The organism is Variovorax sp. 22077 (assembly GCF_052044195.1).
Taxonomy (GTDB): domain Bacteria; phylum Pseudomonadota; class Gammaproteobacteria; order Burkholderiales; family Burkholderiaceae_C; genus Variovorax; species Variovorax atrisoli.
In genome coordinates this window covers 278,767-293,493 of the sequence record NZ_JBQEQC010000007.1, presented here as the reverse complement: position 1 = coordinate 293,493, position 14,727 = coordinate 278,767, and the positions used below count along the sequence as shown (strand labels likewise).

General features: G+C 67.1%; 18 protein-coding genes. 3 read left to right on the top strand and 15 right to left on the bottom strand.

The features are described 5' to 3' along the window. Nucleotides 1–24 precede the first annotated feature (24 nt). From ACTJLF_RS13170 to ACTJLF_RS13120, 11 genes are all read right to left on the bottom strand, one after another. Nucleotides 25–717, bottom strand: a complete 693-nt coding sequence (locus ACTJLF_RS13170; RefSeq protein WP_019654117.1) for a sigma-E factor negative regulatory protein — start codon at nt 715–717, stop codon at nt 25–27. A 16-nt stretch (nt 718–733) separates the two neighbouring features. Then, nucleotides 734–1,405 carry an RNA polymerase sigma factor RpoE gene (rpoE, locus tag ACTJLF_RS13165; RefSeq protein ID WP_019654118.1) on the bottom strand — a complete coding sequence of 224 codons (672 nt, stop codon included), beginning with the start codon at nt 1,403–1,405 and terminating at the stop codon, nt 734–736. Nucleotides 1,406–1,415: 10 nt separating this feature from the next. Next, nucleotides 1,416–1,898 (bottom strand): hypothetical protein, encoded by a 483-nt coding sequence (locus ACTJLF_RS13160; protein ID WP_132752502.1) that lies wholly within the window; start codon nt 1,896–1,898, stop codon nt 1,416–1,418. A 13-nt stretch (nt 1,899–1,911) separates the two neighbouring features. After that, the gene (gene fabF, locus ACTJLF_RS13155) at nt 1,912–3,156 is read right to left on the bottom strand and encodes a beta-ketoacyl-ACP synthase II (protein ID WP_019654120.1); all 1,245 of its coding nucleotides are present in this window, start codon (nt 3,154–3,156) and stop codon (nt 1,912–1,914) included. A 99-nt stretch (nt 3,157–3,255) separates the two neighbouring features. Further along, nucleotides 3,256–3,495 carry an acyl carrier protein gene (acpP, locus tag ACTJLF_RS13150; RefSeq protein WP_007830471.1) on the bottom strand — a complete coding sequence of 80 codons (240 nt, stop codon included), beginning with the start codon at nt 3,493–3,495 and terminating at the stop codon, nt 3,256–3,258. 99 nt (nt 3,496–3,594) lie between these two features. Continuing rightward, nucleotides 3,595–4,338: a 3-oxoacyl-ACP reductase FabG gene (fabG, locus tag ACTJLF_RS13145; protein ID WP_019654121.1), complete on the bottom strand. Its 744-nt coding sequence runs from the start codon at nt 4,336–4,338 to the stop codon at nt 3,595–3,597. A 28-nt stretch (nt 4,339–4,366) separates the two neighbouring features. After that, entirely contained in the window at nt 4,367–5,320 is a 954-nt protein-coding gene (gene fabD, locus ACTJLF_RS13140; RefSeq protein WP_440883229.1) for an ACP S-malonyltransferase, read from the bottom strand. Nucleotides 5,321–5,383: 63 nt separating this feature from the next. Then, nucleotides 5,384–6,361 carry a beta-ketoacyl-ACP synthase III gene (locus ACTJLF_RS13135; RefSeq protein ID WP_440883228.1) on the bottom strand — a complete coding sequence of 326 codons (978 nt, stop codon included), beginning with the start codon at nt 6,359–6,361 and terminating at the stop codon, nt 5,384–5,386. Continuing rightward, on the bottom strand, nt 6,361–7,458 hold the full coding sequence (gene plsX, locus ACTJLF_RS13130; RefSeq protein ID WP_126182843.1) for a phosphate acyltransferase PlsX: 1,098 nt from the start codon (nt 7,456–7,458) through the stop codon (nt 6,361–6,363). Before plsX ends, ACTJLF_RS13135 begins: the two co-directional genes overlap by 1 nt. Before the next feature lie 61 nt (nt 7,459–7,519). Next, nucleotides 7,520–7,702, bottom strand: coding sequence for a 50S ribosomal protein L32 (gene rpmF / locus ACTJLF_RS13125; RefSeq protein WP_007830466.1), 183 nt, complete (start codon nt 7,700–7,702; stop codon nt 7,520–7,522). 173 nt (nt 7,703–7,875) lie between these two features. Then, entirely contained in the window at nt 7,876–8,433 is a 558-nt protein-coding gene (locus ACTJLF_RS13120; protein WP_019654125.1) for a YceD family protein, read from the bottom strand. 91 nt (nt 8,434–8,524) lie between these two features. Here ACTJLF_RS13120 and ACTJLF_RS13115 point away from each other — a divergent pair, with 91 nt between their 5' ends. From ACTJLF_RS13115 to ACTJLF_RS13105, 3 genes are read left to right on the top strand one after another with little or no spacing between them, the layout of a single operon-like run. Then, a complete protein-coding gene (locus ACTJLF_RS13115) occupies nt 8,525–9,106 on the top strand; it encodes a Maf family nucleotide pyrophosphatase (protein ID WP_019654126.1) in 582 nt (193 codons plus the stop codon). Further along, nucleotides 9,103–9,876 carry an SAM-dependent methyltransferase gene (locus ACTJLF_RS13110; protein ID WP_440883227.1) on the top strand — a complete coding sequence of 258 codons (774 nt, stop codon included), beginning with the start codon at nt 9,103–9,105 and terminating at the stop codon, nt 9,874–9,876. Before ACTJLF_RS13115 ends, ACTJLF_RS13110 begins: the two co-directional genes overlap by 4 nt. A 2-nt stretch (nt 9,877–9,878) precedes the next feature. Then, nucleotides 9,879–11,033, top strand: a complete 1,155-nt coding sequence (locus ACTJLF_RS13105; protein ID WP_145760448.1) for an MFS transporter — start codon at nt 9,879–9,881, stop codon at nt 11,031–11,033. Nucleotides 11,034–11,145: 112 nt separating this feature from the next. Here ACTJLF_RS13105 and ACTJLF_RS13100 read toward each other — a convergent pair whose 3' ends face one another. The 4 genes from ACTJLF_RS13100 to ACTJLF_RS13085 are packed head-to-tail and all read right to left on the bottom strand — an operon-like array spanning nt 11,146 to nt 14,316. Next, complete coding sequence (locus tag ACTJLF_RS13100) at nt 11,146–12,162, bottom strand: S49 family peptidase (protein ID WP_019654129.1); 1,017 nt, start codon at nt 12,160–12,162, stop codon at nt 11,146–11,148. Between the two features lies 1 nt (nt 12,163). After that, nucleotides 12,164–12,535 carry a Rieske (2Fe-2S) protein gene (locus tag ACTJLF_RS13095; RefSeq protein ID WP_019654130.1) on the bottom strand — a complete coding sequence of 124 codons (372 nt, stop codon included), beginning with the start codon at nt 12,533–12,535 and terminating at the stop codon, nt 12,164–12,166. A 19-nt stretch (nt 12,536–12,554) separates the two neighbouring features. Further along, on the bottom strand, nt 12,555–13,226 hold the full coding sequence (locus ACTJLF_RS13090) for an HAD family hydrolase (RefSeq protein WP_019654131.1): 672 nt from the start codon (nt 13,224–13,226) through the stop codon (nt 12,555–12,557). Then, nucleotides 13,219–14,316 (bottom strand): RluA family pseudouridine synthase, encoded by a 1,098-nt coding sequence (locus tag ACTJLF_RS13085; protein ID WP_354406783.1) that lies wholly within the window; start codon nt 14,314–14,316, stop codon nt 13,219–13,221. The genes ACTJLF_RS13090 and ACTJLF_RS13085 overlap by 8 nt, the downstream gene beginning before the upstream one ends. Between the last annotated feature and the right edge of the window lie 411 nt (nt 14,317–14,727).

Sequence of the window (14,727 nt, the reverse complement as noted above, 5' to 3'; positions counted from 1 at the left end):
GCTAGCTACAGGTGCTCGCGCCGATCAGCGCGTGGGGCCCTCGAAAGTGGCATTGCGCAGGAAACCGGAAGGCATCTGCGAAGCGCCGCCGGCCTGCTGGTGCGCTTCGAGGAGCTGATCGAGGCGCGGATCGCGCAGCATGACCTGAGGGCTGCCGTTGCCGACGATCACGCGGGTCGGCGTCAGCGTGCTGCCGACGGCTTGAGGGCCATTGACTGCGGCCGCAGCCAGCACCGAGTTCACGGCCGGGGCGGGCTGCTGTTGTTGCTGCTGGACCGAGGCCAGCTGCGCGCCCGCACCACCTTGCTGCGGCACGGCAGAACCGTTGCCGACCAGCGTCCAGCTGATGGCGGCCACGGCCATGAGCGACGCGGCGCCGGCCACGAGCTTCCAGCGGAACACCGGCTCATTGGCGGCTTCAGCCCTGCGCTGCACCGGCATCGCCACCGGCACGGCGACGGTTTCGGGCACGGGAGCCATCATCACCGGCTCCGCCGCCAGCCGCTGCTGGAAGCGCGCCAGGAAGGCGGAGGTGTCGCTGCACGGCGAATGCGAACCGGAGCGCAGCACGTCGCCCACCACGTGGTACGCCTGCCATGCCGCCCGCGACTCGCCTTCGGCGCTGAGCGCCTCGATCGCCTGTGCGAAGGCCTCGCCCTGCAAATGACCATCCGCAAGCGCGGACACCTGTTCGCGAACCGTGATCGTCTGATTCATTTCATTCACCTGCTTACTACCAACGCTTGCCGGACTGGTTGTCCAGCAACGGCTTGACCCTGGCCGAAATGGCCTCGCGCGCCCGGAAAATCCGCGAACGCACCGTGCCGATGGGGCAATCCATGACCTCGGCAATCTCTTCGTAACTCATGCCCTCGATCTCGCGCAACGTGACCGCCTGCCGCAGTTCGGCCGGCAGGGCTTCCATGGCTGCCTCGACGGCGCTGGCGATTTCGTTCGCCGCCATGACCGATTCGGGGGTTTCGTCGCTGGTTGGTTCGTTTCCGGGACGGTAAGTTTCATCCTCGTCCTCGGAAGAAGGCCTCAGGGCCGCTTCGGAAACGGTGGGATCGCGCTTCATGTCCACCAGCGCCTTCTTGGCGGTGTTCACGGCGATCCGGTAGAGCCAGGTGTAGAACTGCGCCTCGCCACGGAACTGATGCAGCGCGCGGTACGCCCGGATGAAGGTTTCCTGCGCGATGTCCTCGACCAGGTCGACGTCGCGCACCATCCGGCCGATCAGGCGCTCGATGCGGCGCTGGTACTTGATGACCAGCAGCTCGAAGGCCTTCTGGTCTCCAGCGACGGTGCGCTGGACAAGCTGGAAGTCGACATCGCCCGGACGCGGCGCCACGGCGGGCGCGTCTGTCAGGCCGGAATCCGGCGGCACGGGCGGGGAAGTGGTCATCGACGAAGGTTCAGGGCGCGTCGGCCGGAGCTGTCGCGCGCCAGGGTTCGGCAGCGGAGGCCGCGGACGGGGCGCGCGAATATACCGCGCGGCGCAGGTCGCGCCAGCGCTCGGGCATGGCCCGATGCTCGATCCATATCCAGCGCCGCGCTCGTCCTGGTTCGCTCAGGCACAGCAGCATCAGCGACTGGAAGTCGAGCGCCACGGACGCCCGAGCGGCATGCACCCCGCGGGAGGCCGGGCCGCCCGTCAGCGACCAGTAAAGGCCATCGAAATGCAGGACGCCCGCGCCCTCCTGCCGCAGACCGAAGCCCGCGGCGACGCCTGCGAACAGCACACTGGCGACCAGCAGGACGTGGCGCCATCCGGCGCTATCGAAGAGATAGCAGGACGCGCCCGCGCAGAGGGCGCCCAGCGCCCAGAGAACGACAAGAATCCGGGTTGCGCCACGCGAGCGCCCCACCGGATAGGTCACCGACGGCGCGCCGTGCATGACAGAGCGACGTTCAAGCGCGCTTGAACACCAGCGTGCCGTTGGTGCCGCCGAAGCCGAAGTTGTTCTTGACCGCGACATCGATCTTCAGATCGCGCGCCTCGTTGGCGCAGTAGTCGAGATCGCACTCCGGATCCTGGTTGAAGATGTTGATGGTCGGCGGGCTCTTCTGCTCGTGCAGCGCCATCACGGTGAACACCGACTCGATGCCGCCCGCGCCGCCCAGCAGGTGGCCGGTCATGGACTTGGTCGAGTTGACGACGAGCTTCTTCGCGTGATCGCCGAAGGCCAGCTTGACCGCATTGGTCTCGTTGACGTCGCCGATCTGCGTCGAAGTGCCGTGCGCGTTCAGGTACTGCACCTGGTCGGCATTGACGCCCGCGTTCGACAGCGCCATGGCCATCGAGCGACGGGGCCCGTCGACGTCGGGGGCGGTCATGTGATACGCGTCGCCCGTCAGGCCGAAGCCCGCGACCTCTGCATAGATCTTGGCGCCGCGCGCCTTGGCGTGTTCGTACTCCTCGAGCACCAGCACGCCGGCGCCCTCGCCCAGCACGAAGCCGTCGCGGTCCTTGTCCCACGGACGCGATGCCGTCGCCGGATCGTCGTTGCGGGTGCTCAGCGCGCGGGGCGCCGTGAAGCCGCCGATGCCCAGCGGGGAGATCGTCGACTCCGCACCGCCAGCGATCATCACGTCGGCGTCGCCGTACTCGATCATGCGAGCGGACGTGCCGATCGCGTGCAGACCTGTGGTGCAGGCTGTCACGACCGCGATGTTCGGGCCCTTGAAGCCGTACTTGATCGAGACGTGACCCGAGATCATGTTGATGATCGAGGCCGGCACGAAGAACGGCGACACGCGGCGCGGGCCGCGGTTCATCAGTTCACCGTGCGTTTCCTCGATCATCGGCAGGCCGCCGATGCCGGAGCCGATGTTGCAGCCGATGCGCACGGCCTGCTCATAGGAGAGCGCTTCGCCGGTCGGCAGTCCGCTATCCTGCACCGCCTGGATGGCGGCAGCGAGCCCCAGGTGAATGAAGCGGTCCATGTGACGCGCTTCCTTCTCCGAGATGTATTGGGTGATGTCGAAACCCTTGACCTCACCTGCGAACTTGCAGGCGAAGGCGCTTGCATCGAACGCGGTGATGTTCGCAATGCCCGACTTCCCGGCCAACAGGTTGGCCCAGGATTCGGCAACGGTGTTTCCGACAGGAGCGATGCAACCGAGTCCGGTAACGACGACGCGGCGTTTGGTCATGCCGGCAAACCTTTCTGAAAGCGCTGAACAGTTGCCTGCCGGCGCGTGCGGTTCAAGAAAAAGCCGCCGGCCGCAGTTCCAATGTTGTCAGCTGGCCGATCAGGCCTTTTGATTCTTGGTGGCGTAGTCGACGGCGTTTTGCACCGTGGTGATCTTCTCGGCGTCTTCGTCGGGAATTTCGATGCCGAATTCGTCTTCGAGTGCCATCACGAGTTCGACCGTGTCGAGAGAGTCGGCGCCGAGGTCGGCCACGAAAGCCTTTTCGTTCGTCACCTGGGACTCTTCCACGCCGAGTTGCTCGGCGATGATTTTCTTGACACGTGCTTCGATATCGCTCATTTGGTTCCCTCTGAGGGTTGTAGGTAATCGGTGGATTTTAGCCGGGCGCATTGTGGCATTTGCCGTGCCCCCGGGACGGAGAAAACTTGCGCCTTGCGGCTACATGTGCATGCCGCCGTTGACGTGCAGCTCCTGCCCCGTGACGTAGGACGCCTGGGGCGATGCGAGGTACGCCACTGCGTGCGCGATGTCGGCCGGCTTGCCCAGATGTCCCAGCGGGATCTGCTGGAGCAGCGCCTGTTGCTGGGCTTCGGGGAGGCTGGCCGTCATGTCGGTCTCGATGAAACCAGGAGCGACGCAGTTGACGGTGATGTTGCGGCTGCCCAGTTCACGGGCGAGCGCGCGGGTCATGCCTGCCACGCCTGCCTTGGCGGCCGCGTAGTTGGCCTGCCCGGCATTGCCGGAGGCGCCCACCACGCTGGTGATGCTGATGATGCGGCCATAGCGCTGCTTCATCATCGGACGGATCACCGCGCGCGACAGCGAGAAAACCGCCTTGAGATTGGTGTCGAGCACCGCATCCCAGTCGCTGTCCTTCATGCGCATGGCGAGCGTGTCGCGGGTGATGCCGGCGTTGTTCACCAGCACGTGGATGGCACCGTAGGCCTTCACGATCTCGTCGATCAGGGCCTCGACGGCCGCGCCGTCGTTGACGTCGAGCGCACGGCCGCGGCCGTCGTAGGCGCTCAGGGCCGCGGTGATCTTGGCCGCGCCGTCGTCGGTGGTGCCGGTGCCCACGACCTTGAGGCCGCGCTGGGCCAGCTCCAGCGCGATGGCCGCGCCGATGCCGCGCGTCGCGCCGGTGACCAGGGCTACCTGCCCTTCGAATTTGGGAATGCTCATAGGAAAAGAGTGGAGAGCCGTGGCGCCGTCAGCCGGCGAGCGATTGTCGGGTGTCCGCGAGCGTCGCCGGGTCGTACACCGACGCGGCTTCCAGATCGGGGGCGATGCGCTTCACCATGCCGGCCAGCACCTTGCCGGGGCCGCACTCGATGATGGCGGCTACGCCGCGCAGTTTCAAGGCCTGCACGCATTCGACCCAGCGCACCGGGCCGGCGGCCTGGCGCACCAGGGCGTCGCGGATGCGGTCGGCGTCGGTCTCGATGGCGACGTCGATGTTGTTCAGCACCGGAATCTGAGGCGCGGCCAGCGTGGTCGAGGCCAGTTTCTCGCGCAACGCCTCCGCCGCGGGCCTCATCAGGCTCGAATGGAATGGCGCGGACACGGGAAGCAGCAGCGCGCGCTTGGCGCCATTGGCCTTCAACAGTTCGCAGGCCTTGTCCACGGCAGCCTTGCTTCCGGCGATCACCGTCTGCACGGGGTCGTTGAAGTTCACCGCCTCGACGACTTCCGCACTGCCGGCACCGAAGCTCGCCGTGGCTTCCGCGCAGCCCGCCACCACCTTGCCCGACTCCATGCCGAGCACTGCAGCCATCGCCCCGACGCCCACAGGCACCGCCTGCTGCATCGCCTGGGCACGGAAGCGCACGAGCGGCGCGGCCTGTGCGAGCGTCAACACGCCGGAAGCCACCAGCGCCGAATACTCGCCGAGCGAATGACCCGCCACGACCGAGGGCTTTGCGCCGCCTTCGGCCAGCCATGCGCGCCACGCGGCAATGCCAGCCACCAGCATCACCGGCTGGGTGTTGGTGGTGAGCGCCAGTTCTTCCTTGGGACCGTTCTTGATCAGACCGCCGACGTCTTCGCCGAGGGCATCGGACGCCTCGCGCAGCGTTTCGGCCACGGCCGGATGGTCGCCCCAGGCGTCCAGCATGCCGACTGCCTGCGAGCCCTGGCCCGGAAAGACAAATGCAAAGGATTTCATTGTTTTACGCGTCGTGTCGCATCGCGGGCGCCTGCGAAGGCTCCGCGACGCACCAGCAATAACTTACAGATTCAACAGCACCGCACCCCAGGTGAAGCCGCCGCCCACGCCTTCGAGCATGAGCGTCTCACCCTTCTTCACCTTGCCCGAGCGCACGGCTTCATCGAGCGCCAGCGGAATCGAGGCGGCGGAAGTGTTGCCGTGCTCGTTGACCGTGACGATCAGTTTCTCGCGCGGGAGCTTCAGCTTCTTCGCCGTGCCTTCCATGATGCGGATGTTGGCCTGATGCGGGATGAGCCAGTCGATGTCGGTGTCGGCCTTGCCGGCCTTTTCCAGCGTGGCACGCGCCGCTTCCTCGAGCACGCGCACCGCGAGCTTGAAGACGGCCTGGCCGTCCATGTGCAGCAGCGGTGTGCCCAGCACATTGCCGCCCGACACATGGCCCGGCACGCAAAGAATGCCGACGTGCTTGCCGTCCGCGTGCAGGTCGCTGGCCAGGATGCCGGGCTCTTCGCTGGCCTCGAGCACCACCGCGCCCGCGCCATCGCCGAACAGCACGCAGGTCGTGCGGTCGTTGAAATCCAGGATGCGGGAGAACACTTCGGCGCCCACCACCAGAGCACAGCGCGCGGTGCCGGTGCGGATCATCGCGTCGGCGACGGTCAGTGCGTAGACGAAGCCGCTGCAGACCGCCTGGACGTCGAACGCCGGGCAGCCGGCGATGCCGAGCTTGTTCTGCAGGATGGCTGCCGACGACGGGAACACCATGTCGGGCGTGGACGTGGCGACGATGATCAGGTCGACGTCGCCGGCCTTGCGCCCTGCCGCTTCCAGCGCATGCCTAGCGGCATGCAGGCCGAGATCGCTGCTGGTGACATCCGGCGCGGCGAAATGCCGGGCGTGAATGCCGGTGCGCTCGACGATCCACTGGTCGGAGGTTTCTATGCCTCGCGTCGCCAGATCCTTGGCGAGGTCGTCATTGGTCACGCGGCGTGGAGGCAGATAGCTGCCGGTGCCGGTAATGCGTGAATAAGGAGTCATCAAACGTGAAGGGCCGTCGCGTCGACCGGCGCCGCCGGTTCCTGCCGCGCGAGCAAAGGCGCGGCGTGGGCGATGCGGGCCCGAACGCGATCGAGCAGGTTGTTGCGAGCGGCATCATAAGCGCGATCCAGCGCATGGCCGAAAGCCACCTCGTCAGCCGAGCCATGACTCTTGAAGACCAGCCCGCGCAGCCCCAGAAGAGCCGCACCGTTGTAGCGACGATGATCCAGACGACTTTTGAACGCTTTTAGCACCGGATAAGCAACAATTGCCGCGAGCTTGGTGAAAACGCTGCGCGAGAATTCGACGCGGATGAACTCACCGATCATCGAAGCCACGCCCTCGCTGGCCTTCAACGCCACATTTCCGACGAAACCGTCGCAAACGACGATATCGGTCGTGCCCTTGAAGATATCGTTGCCTTCCACGTTGCCGTAGAAGTTCAAATCCTTGGAGTTGGCAGCCGTACGCAGCAGTTGGCTTGCTTTTTTGATGGTTTCGCTACCCTTGATCGCTTCCTCGCCGATATTGAGGAGGCCGACCGAAGGTGCCTCATTGCCGGTCAACGCCGACACCAGCGCCGAGCCGAGAACGGCGAACTGGAGCAGGTCTTCGGCGTCGCAATCGACGTTCGCGCCCAGGTCGAGCACCGTCGTCGCTCCGCCCTTGGCATTGGGCAGTTGGGGAGCGATCGCCGGGCGATCGATGCCTTCGAGCGTCTTGAGCAGGTAGCGGGCGATGGCCATCAGTGCGCCGGTATTTCCGGCGGACACGGCGGCCTGGGCAGCACCGTCCTTGACCTGCTGGATCGCGACGCGCATCGAAGAATCCTTCTTCTTGCGCAGGGCGATTTCGACCGGATCGTCCATGCCCACGACCTCGCTGGCGGCGACGATTCGAGCACGCGGGTGCGCGGCGAAGCCCGCCAGCGCGGCCGGCGCGCCGACGAGCAGCAACGAGGCGTCGCTGTGCCGCTCGAGGAACGCACGGCAGGCCGCGAGCGTGACGCGCGGCCCATGATCACCTCCCATGCAATCCACGGCGAGCGTGATCGCGGAAGGCGCAGCGGTATTTTCGGGAAAAGAAGGCGTAGCCATCAAAACAAAGGCCCGACGCTACGGGAAAAGTAGCTTCGGGCCTTGGCCTTGGGATGCGAGATCAGGCTTCGGACTTGTTCTTGAGCACCTGGCGGCCACGGTAGAAACCGTTGGGGCTGATGTGGTGGCGCAGGTGGGTTTCGCCGGTGGTCGGCTCCACGGCGATGCCGGGCACGACCAGTGCGTTGTGGGAACGGTGCATGCCGCGCTTGGAAGGCGACTTCTTGTTTTGCTGGACGGCCATGATGGCTCCTGGACTGTTAGGTTGGTGATTGGATGCGGGCTCAAGCGGTGGCAATAGACGAACCCTGCAAAACCCGGCGGCATGTATGGAATGCCCCTGCTGGCGTTTCGTGTATCGCTGCTCACGGCGGCGCGCGCGAAGCCCATGATTATAGCCCAGCCTGAGGCAAAGAGCTACTTTCCCTCTTCCGGCTTGCGCGAACGCAACGCGCCGAGCACGGCAAAGGGGTTCGGCTTGGCCTCCTCGGCCGCCTTGAAATCCTCGTCGCTGGACGAAAGCCGCACCGGCGTGGGGCAGACGTCGTGGGCCGGCATGACGGGAATCTCCATCAGAAGCTCATCCTCGATCAGGGTGTGCAAGTCGAAATCCCGGCTCACGACCAGCAGGTCTTCCTCGGATTCCTCATCCTCAGCCTCGGCGACGTCCTCGTTCGGCACGAAGCGGAACCAGCGGTCCACCGCGAGCGTGGTGTCGACCGGCGACAGGCAGCGCTGGCAGACCAGCGGCACGACGGCCTCCGCTTCCAGGTGCATCCATGGCACCGGCTTGCCGTCCGCACCGGGGCGTTCTTCGCCGTGAGCCGTCCAGTTCACCACCGCGTCGGGTGCTGGGACGGCCAGTTCGGCGACCAGGCGCTCGTACTTCGGCACAGGATCGGCGGCTTCCAGCGTGGCTCCTGCTGCGGCGAAACCGGGCACATTGAGCCGTTCGGGGGCGAATTCTCTCTTCATCTGCTCCAGTCTAGCGCGCCGGCCGCCCTGTCGACATGGGGGTCGTCCGGCATGCGTCGGGGTTTCGGGCGCCTCACGCACAATCGTCGACATGCAACGCACCGTGATCCTCGCCTCCACCTCGCGCTACCGCCGCGAATTGCTCACCCGCCTGCGCCTGCCTTTCGACGTGCACTCGCCGGAAGTGGACGAAACACCCCTGCCCGGCGAAACGCCCCACGACCTGGCCGTCCGCCTCGCGCTCGAGAAGGCCAATGCCGTCGCCGCCCGCTTTCCTGAAGCCGTCGTCATCGGCTCCGACCAGGTGGCCGACCTCGCCGGCGAAGCGCTCGGCAAGCCCGGCGACCACGCCCGGGCCACCGCCCAGCTGCGCCGCATGCGCGGCCAGACGCTGATCTTCCAGACGGCCGTGGCCGTCGTCTGCAAGGCAACGGGCTTCGTCCAGCGCGACATCGCCCCCGTGCGCGTGGTGTTCCGCGACCTCGGCGATGCCGCCATCGAGCAATACCTGCAGGCCGAACAGCCCTACGACTGCGCCGGCAGCGCCAAGAGCGAAGGCCTGGGCATCGCGCTGCTGGACGCCATCGACAGCGACGACCCCACCGCGCTGGTCGGCCTGCCGCTGATAAGAACATGCCGGATGCTGCGCGCCGCGGGGGTCGATCTCCTATGACGCAGAAGGAACAAGGCAAGCTCTACCTCGTCCCCGCGCCGCTCGATTTCGGCTGCGAAGCGCAGGCACCGCTGCAGGACGCCCTGCCGCTGGGCACCCTCCAGACGGCCGCCGGCATCACGCACTGGATCTGCGAGAACGCGAAATCCGCGCGCGCCTACCTCAAGCGCATCGACGCCGTCGCGCCACTCGCCGCTCCGCTGCAGGCGCAGAACATCCAGGAATTGCCGCGCGAAGTGCACAAGAAAGGCGATCATGCCGGCCAGTTCGACGCCCGACCGCTGCTCGCCGCCGCCCTCGAAGGCCACGACATCGGCCTGATGAGCGAGGCTGGCATGCCGGCGGTGGCCGACCCGGGCTCGTCGGTGGCGCGCGCCGCGCACGACCTCGGCCTTGCCGTGGTGCCCCTGACCGGCCCCGTCTCGCTGCTGCTGGCGCTGGCCGCGAGCGGGCTCAACGGCCAGAACTTCGCCTTCGTGGGCTATCTGCCGCAGGACGCAGGCGAGCGCCAGGCCCGCATCCGCGAACTGGAGGCGCTGGCGCTCAAGTCGGGCCAGACGCAGCTCTTCATCGAAACGCCCTATCGCAACGCCGCGCTGCTGCAGGCGCTGGTGCAGACGCTGCAGCACAACACCCGCCTCGCCGTCGCGCGGGGCCTGACGCTTGCCAACGCCCAAGTGCGCAGCGAGACGGTCAAGTCCTGGCGCGCCGCGAAGCTCCAGCCCACGACAGACGAACGCCTGCCCGCCGTGTTCGCGATCGGCCGCTGACCATGGCGGCCATCACTTCAGCCACGCGCTGGGCATCGCGCGCGCAGTTCTTCGCCGCCGGCTTCATCTTCGCGACCTGGGGCGTGCACGTGCCCACGGTCAAGGCGCACTACGGCATCGACGAGGCCCAGCTCGGCCTGGCGATGCTCGCGGCCGGCGCTGGCGCCATGTTCGGCCTGACCAGCGCGGGCCGCTGGATCGGCCGCCACGGCCCGCGCCGCATGGCCGGCCTCTGCGGCGTCGTCTATGCGCTGCTGCTGGCCGGCCTGATCGCCATGCCGGGCTACGCGGCGCTGCTGGTGCTGCTGGCCGCATTCGGCCTGGTGACGAGCGTGTTCGACGTGTCCATCAACACCGAGGCCGCGCAGCTCGAACTGCATGGCGGCACGCCACTGATGAGCGGCATGCACGGCATGTTCAGCCTCGGCGGCATGGCCGGCGCGGCGAGCGGCAGCGCGGCGCTGGCGGCCGGGCTCGGCGCGCAGGCGCACCTGCTGGTGGTCTCGGCCGCGATGACGGCGCTGGTCGCAGTGGCTGCCACCCGCATGCTGCCCCGGCCCGCCACCAGTGACGCCGCGGAAGCTGATCACGGGTTCCTGCTGCCCCGCGGCACGCTCGCGGTGCTGGGCGTGCTTGCCGCACTGGGCCTGATCGCCGAGGGCGCGATCTACGACTGGAGCGTGCTCTACATGCAGCAGGAGATCGGCAGCCCGCAGCAGCAGGCCGCACTGGCCTACGCGAGCTTCTCGGCGGCGATGGCGGCCGCGCGCTTCGGCGGCGACGCGATGCGCGCACGCTTCGCGCCGCATGTGCTGCTGCTCGGCAGCGGCCTGCTGGCCGCAGGCGCCATGGCGATGGTGCTGATCACCGACCTGCCGTGGCTGGCGCTCGTCGGCTTCGCCGGCGTGGGGGTGGGCTTTGCCAATGTGGTGCCGATCCTGTTCTCGGCCTCGGCGAAGGTGCCCGGCATCGAGCCGGCACGCGGCATCGCGTCAGTGTCGGCGGTGGCCTATCTGGGGTTCATGGCAGGCCCGGCGGTGATCGGCCTGCTGGCGCGCGCGACCTCGCTGACGGCGGCGCTCTATGTGGTGGTGGTCTTCGCCGCGGCGCTGGCGGCATCGGCGCGCTACACCGCCAGCAGCAAGCACAGCAGCTAAAAGAAGGCTGGATCTTTCGCGAAACACCGGGGAACCGGCTATGCCGGGCCTCCGGTGTCACCCCTGCAAGGATGTTGGCGAAGCGAAACGAAGCGCGCAGCGCCCCGGGGGTTTACCTGAGCACTGGCGTCGTGTGCATCAGTCGCACGGTGGTCTCGGCCATCGCAGCGCCGAACTTCTTGGCCAGCTTCTCGGCCACGTTGTCGCGCCGGGTGTAGTCGATCACCTCCTCGGCCTTGACCACTTCGCGGGCCACGTAGTCGACGTTGCCCAGCTGGTCGGCCAGGCCGTACTCGACGGCCTGCTCGCCGCTCCAGAAGAGGCCGCTGAACAGGCCCGGGGTGTCGAGCTTCAGGCGGTCGCCGCGGCCCGCCTTCACCACATTGATGAACTGGGCGTGGATCTGGTTGAGCATGGTCTGCGCATGCGCGCGCTGCGCGTCGTTCATGGGGCTGAACGGGTCGAGGAAGCCCTTGTTCTCGCCCGCCGTCAGCAGGCGGCGCTCGACGCCGACCTTCTCCATCACGCCGGTGAAGCCGAAGCCGTCCATCAGCACACCGATGCTGCCGACGATGCTGGCCTTGTCGACGTAGATCTTGTCGGCTGCGGCGGCGATGTAGTAGGCGGCCGAGGCGCAGGTCTCCTCGACCACGGCATACACCGGCTTCTTGTACTTGGCCTTCAGGCGCTTGATCTCGTCATTGATGATGCCGGCCTGCACCGGGCTGCCGCCGGGCGAGTTGATCAGCAGGACCACGCCCTTGGCGCCCTCGTCCTCGAAGGCGGTCTTCATCGCGGCGACCACGAACTCGGCACTCGCGTCGCTGCCGTTGGCGATCTCGCCCTTGATCTCGACCACCGCCGTGTGGGCCGAGGTCTTCGCCGTGCTGGGAGTGCTGCGCGAGAACGCAGCCCAGGCCAGGAAGACGAAGAAGGCCAGCCAGGCCAGGCGGGTGAAGGTCTTCCAGCGGCGCGCAGCCTTCTGCTCGTTCAGCGAGGCGAAGGCGAGCTTCTCGAGGGTGGCGCGCTCCCAACCGGGGCGCTGCGTGGGATCTTTGGCCATGTTCGTGGAAGGGGCCCGTTCAAATGGTTCGAACCCCGAGGGTTCGGTTCGGGTCGGGTCGGTCATGTCAGAAGGTCAGGGGGTGAAGGTTCCAGTCAGTATGCCAGTGCACCACGCCGTCATGCTCGCTCAGCGCGATCTTCACGAGGCCGCCACGGCACGGGCCGCCGGCGCATTCGCCAGTGTCGGGCCGGTAGGCCGCGCCGTGCGTCGCGCACAGCAGCCACTGGCCGGTGTCGTCGAAGAAGCGGTCGGGCTGGAAGTCGAGCTCCATCGCGACGTGGCTGCAGCGATTGAGGAACGCATGTGGCCGGCCTTCGAAACGTATCGCGAAGGCGCGGCAGGTCTCGCCGCCGTAGACCACGTCGAAGGGCACCGCCAGGCCGCCTTCGGCCAGGTCGGAAGCGTTGCACAGCGGAATGCGTTCTTGATCGCTCATGGCGGCATCTTCATCAGGTTCAGGCGTTTTCGAGCAGCCAGGCCTGCAGACCCGCCACGGAGTGGGCGACGTGCAGCGGCTTGAATTCGTCGAAGCTCTCGGGCTCATGCGCGCCGTAGCTCACGCCCACGCTGGCGCAGCCGGCGTTCTGCGCGAGCTGCAGGTCGTGCGTGGTGTCGCCGATCATCAGGGTGCGCTCGGGCGGCACGTCGAGCTCTTCCATCAGCTCCAGCAGCATGCGCGGATGCGGCTTGCCGAAGGTCTCGTCGGCGGTGCGCGAGGCGTCGAAGCGGTCGCGCAGCGCGACCGACCTCAGTGCCTCGTTGAGGCCGCGGCGCGACTTGCCCGTGGCCACGGCCAGCCGGTGGCCGCGCTCGCGCAGGGCGTCGAGCATCTGCAGCACGCCGTCGAACAGCACGATGTCGTCCTGGTGCTGCAGGTAGTGGTACCGGTAGCGCGCGCCGAGCTCCGGGTACTTCTCCTTCGGCACGTCGGGCGCCGCGCGCGCGAGCGCCTCGGCCAGGCCCAGGCCGATGACCCAGGCGGCGTCGTTCTCGCTCGGCTTGGCGCCACCGACGTCGATCACCGCGGCCTGGATGCAGCGCACGATCAGGCGGGTGGAGTCGTAGAGGGTGCCATCCCAGTCGAATGCAATCAGGTCGAAGCGCAGGGGTTTGTTGGAATCAGTCATGGACCTTGGATGTGGGGTGTTGGGTCATCGCCTCGAGGGCGGCCGGGGGCATCAGCGTGAGCAGCTCGGGCGGCAGGCCGGCCTGCAGCGCCACGCGTTCGCCGCTGGCGGGGTGATTGAACTGCAGCCGCCACGCATGCAGGAACATGCGCCGCAGGCCCAGCTTGTGCAGCGCGCGCTGGCGTCCGGCTTCGCCGTACTTGTCGTCGCCCGCGATCGGATGACCGGCCGAGGCGAGATGGACGCGGATCTGGTGCGTACGGCCGGTCTTGATCGTGACCGCCAGCAGCGACATCGGAGCCGATTCGCCCGGCAGCGAGAGCCTGGCCAGCACCCGCACCAGCGTGACGGCGCGCATGGCGTCCGGATGATCCTTGGCGACCACGCGCACGCGGCGCTCGCCCGCGCCGGCCGAGCCGTCGGGCAGCAGATACCTGGCAAGAGGCGCGTCGAGCACCTTCTTGTTGGCGGGCCAGTCGCCTTCGACCAGCGCCAGATAGGTCTTGCCCGTCTCGCGCTCGCGGAACTGCTCCTGCAGCGCGACCAGCGCGCTGCGCTTCTTGGCGACCAGCAGGATGCCGGAGGTCTCGCGATCGAGCCGGTGCACCAACTCCAGGAACTTCGCGCCGGGCCGCGCGGTGCGCAGCTGCTCGATCACGCCGAAGCTCACGCCGCTGCCGCCATGGACGGCCACGCCGGCCGGCTTGTCGACGGCCAGCACGGCCTCGTCTTCCAGCAGCACCGGGAATTCGCGCGCAGGCGCGGGCGGAGTCGCGCCCTCTTCGGCGCGCTCGGAAATACGGATGGGCGGCAGCCGCAGCACGTCGCCGGCCTCGACGCGGGTCTCGGCCTGCACCCGGCCCTTGTTGATGCGCACCTCGCCCGAGCGGATGATCCGGTAGACGTGCGTCTTCGGAACGCCTTTCAGATGGCGGAAAAGGAAATTGTCGAGCCGCTGCCCGGCGGATTCGGCGTCGACCGTGAGGAATCTGATGGCCGAATGCGGCGCCCCGGCTTCGTCGGGGGCCTTGGAACCTGCGGGATTTCGAGCAGCCGCGGGCCCTTGCTTCGCACCTATAATGTTTTTCACCAGCGCGGTCATGTAAGTGCTTGATTAGACAGAAGTTTAGTCCACTGCCATCAAATACCCAGGGCGGCGCAGGTAGGTCGATGCCGCTTTGGCGCCGAGCTGCAAACCCCGCGCAATCGCGCAAAGTGGCAGACAAGGCACCCAAGTCAAGCCGACACCCACGAAACACCGATACGGAATACCCCAGCCTGCAGCTTCCAAGCTGCCGGCGGATCGAAGCGAGTCCCTTGTTGTGTTGATGCTGCTGATTCGAATGTGCCTGCACTGGCTTGCGCCAGTGGCTTCGGCCATTCAATCGTCTGCAGCGCGCGTCATCATTGCGCAACCGGCTATCAAAAAGATAGCCAACCAACACCGAATCTGGCTCGCGCCCATCCACGCGCCCCCACCCCGGCTGTCTTCTTGAGCTAA

Coding starts and splice junctions, on each gene's coding strand:
- ACTJLF_RS13170 (WP_019654117.1), bottom strand. CDS start 717: ATGAATCAGACGATCACGGTTCGCGAACAGGTGTCCGCGCTTGCGGAT.
- rpoE (WP_019654118.1), bottom strand. CDS start 1,405: ATGACCACTTCCCCGCCCGTGCCGCCGGATTCCGGCCTGACAGACGCG.
- ACTJLF_RS13160 (WP_132752502.1), bottom strand. CDS start 1,898: ATGCACGGCGCGCCGTCGGTGACCTATCCGGTGGGGCGCTCGCGTGGC.
- fabF (WP_019654120.1), bottom strand. CDS start 3,156: ATGACCAAACGCCGCGTCGTCGTTACCGGACTCGGTTGCATCGCTCCT.
- acpP (WP_007830471.1), bottom strand. CDS start 3,495: ATGAGCGATATCGAAGCACGTGTCAAGAAAATCATCGCCGAGCAACTC.
- fabG (WP_019654121.1), bottom strand. CDS start 4,338: ATGAGCATTCCCAAATTCGAAGGGCAGGTAGCCCTGGTCACCGGCGCG.
- fabD (WP_440883229.1), bottom strand. CDS start 5,320: ATGAAATCCTTTGCATTTGTCTTTCCGGGCCAGGGCTCGCAGGCAGTC.
- ACTJLF_RS13135 (WP_440883228.1), bottom strand. CDS start 6,361: ATGACTCCTTATTCACGCATTACCGGCACCGGCAGCTATCTGCCTCCA.
- plsX (WP_126182843.1), bottom strand. CDS start 7,458: ATGGCTACGCCTTCTTTTCCCGAAAATACCGCTGCGCCTTCCGCGATC.
- rpmF (WP_007830466.1), bottom strand. CDS start 7,702: ATGGCCGTCCAGCAAAACAAGAAGTCGCCTTCCAAGCGCGGCATGCAC.
- ACTJLF_RS13120 (WP_019654125.1), bottom strand. CDS start 8,433: ATGAAGAGAGAATTCGCCCCCGAACGGCTCAATGTGCCCGGTTTCGCC.
- ACTJLF_RS13115 (WP_019654126.1), top strand. CDS start 8,525: ATGCAACGCACCGTGATCCTCGCCTCCACCTCGCGCTACCGCCGCGAA.
- ACTJLF_RS13110 (WP_440883227.1), top strand. CDS start 9,103: ATGACGCAGAAGGAACAAGGCAAGCTCTACCTCGTCCCCGCGCCGCTC.
- ACTJLF_RS13105 (WP_145760448.1), top strand. CDS start 9,879: ATGGCGGCCATCACTTCAGCCACGCGCTGGGCATCGCGCGCGCAGTTC.
- ACTJLF_RS13100 (WP_019654129.1), bottom strand. CDS start 12,162: ATGACCGACCCGACCCGAACCGAACCCTCGGGGTTCGAACCATTTGAA.
- ACTJLF_RS13095 (WP_019654130.1), bottom strand. CDS start 12,535: ATGAGCGATCAAGAACGCATTCCGCTGTGCAACGCTTCCGACCTGGCC.
- ACTJLF_RS13090 (WP_019654131.1), bottom strand. CDS start 13,226: ATGACTGATTCCAACAAACCCCTGCGCTTCGACCTGATTGCATTCGAC.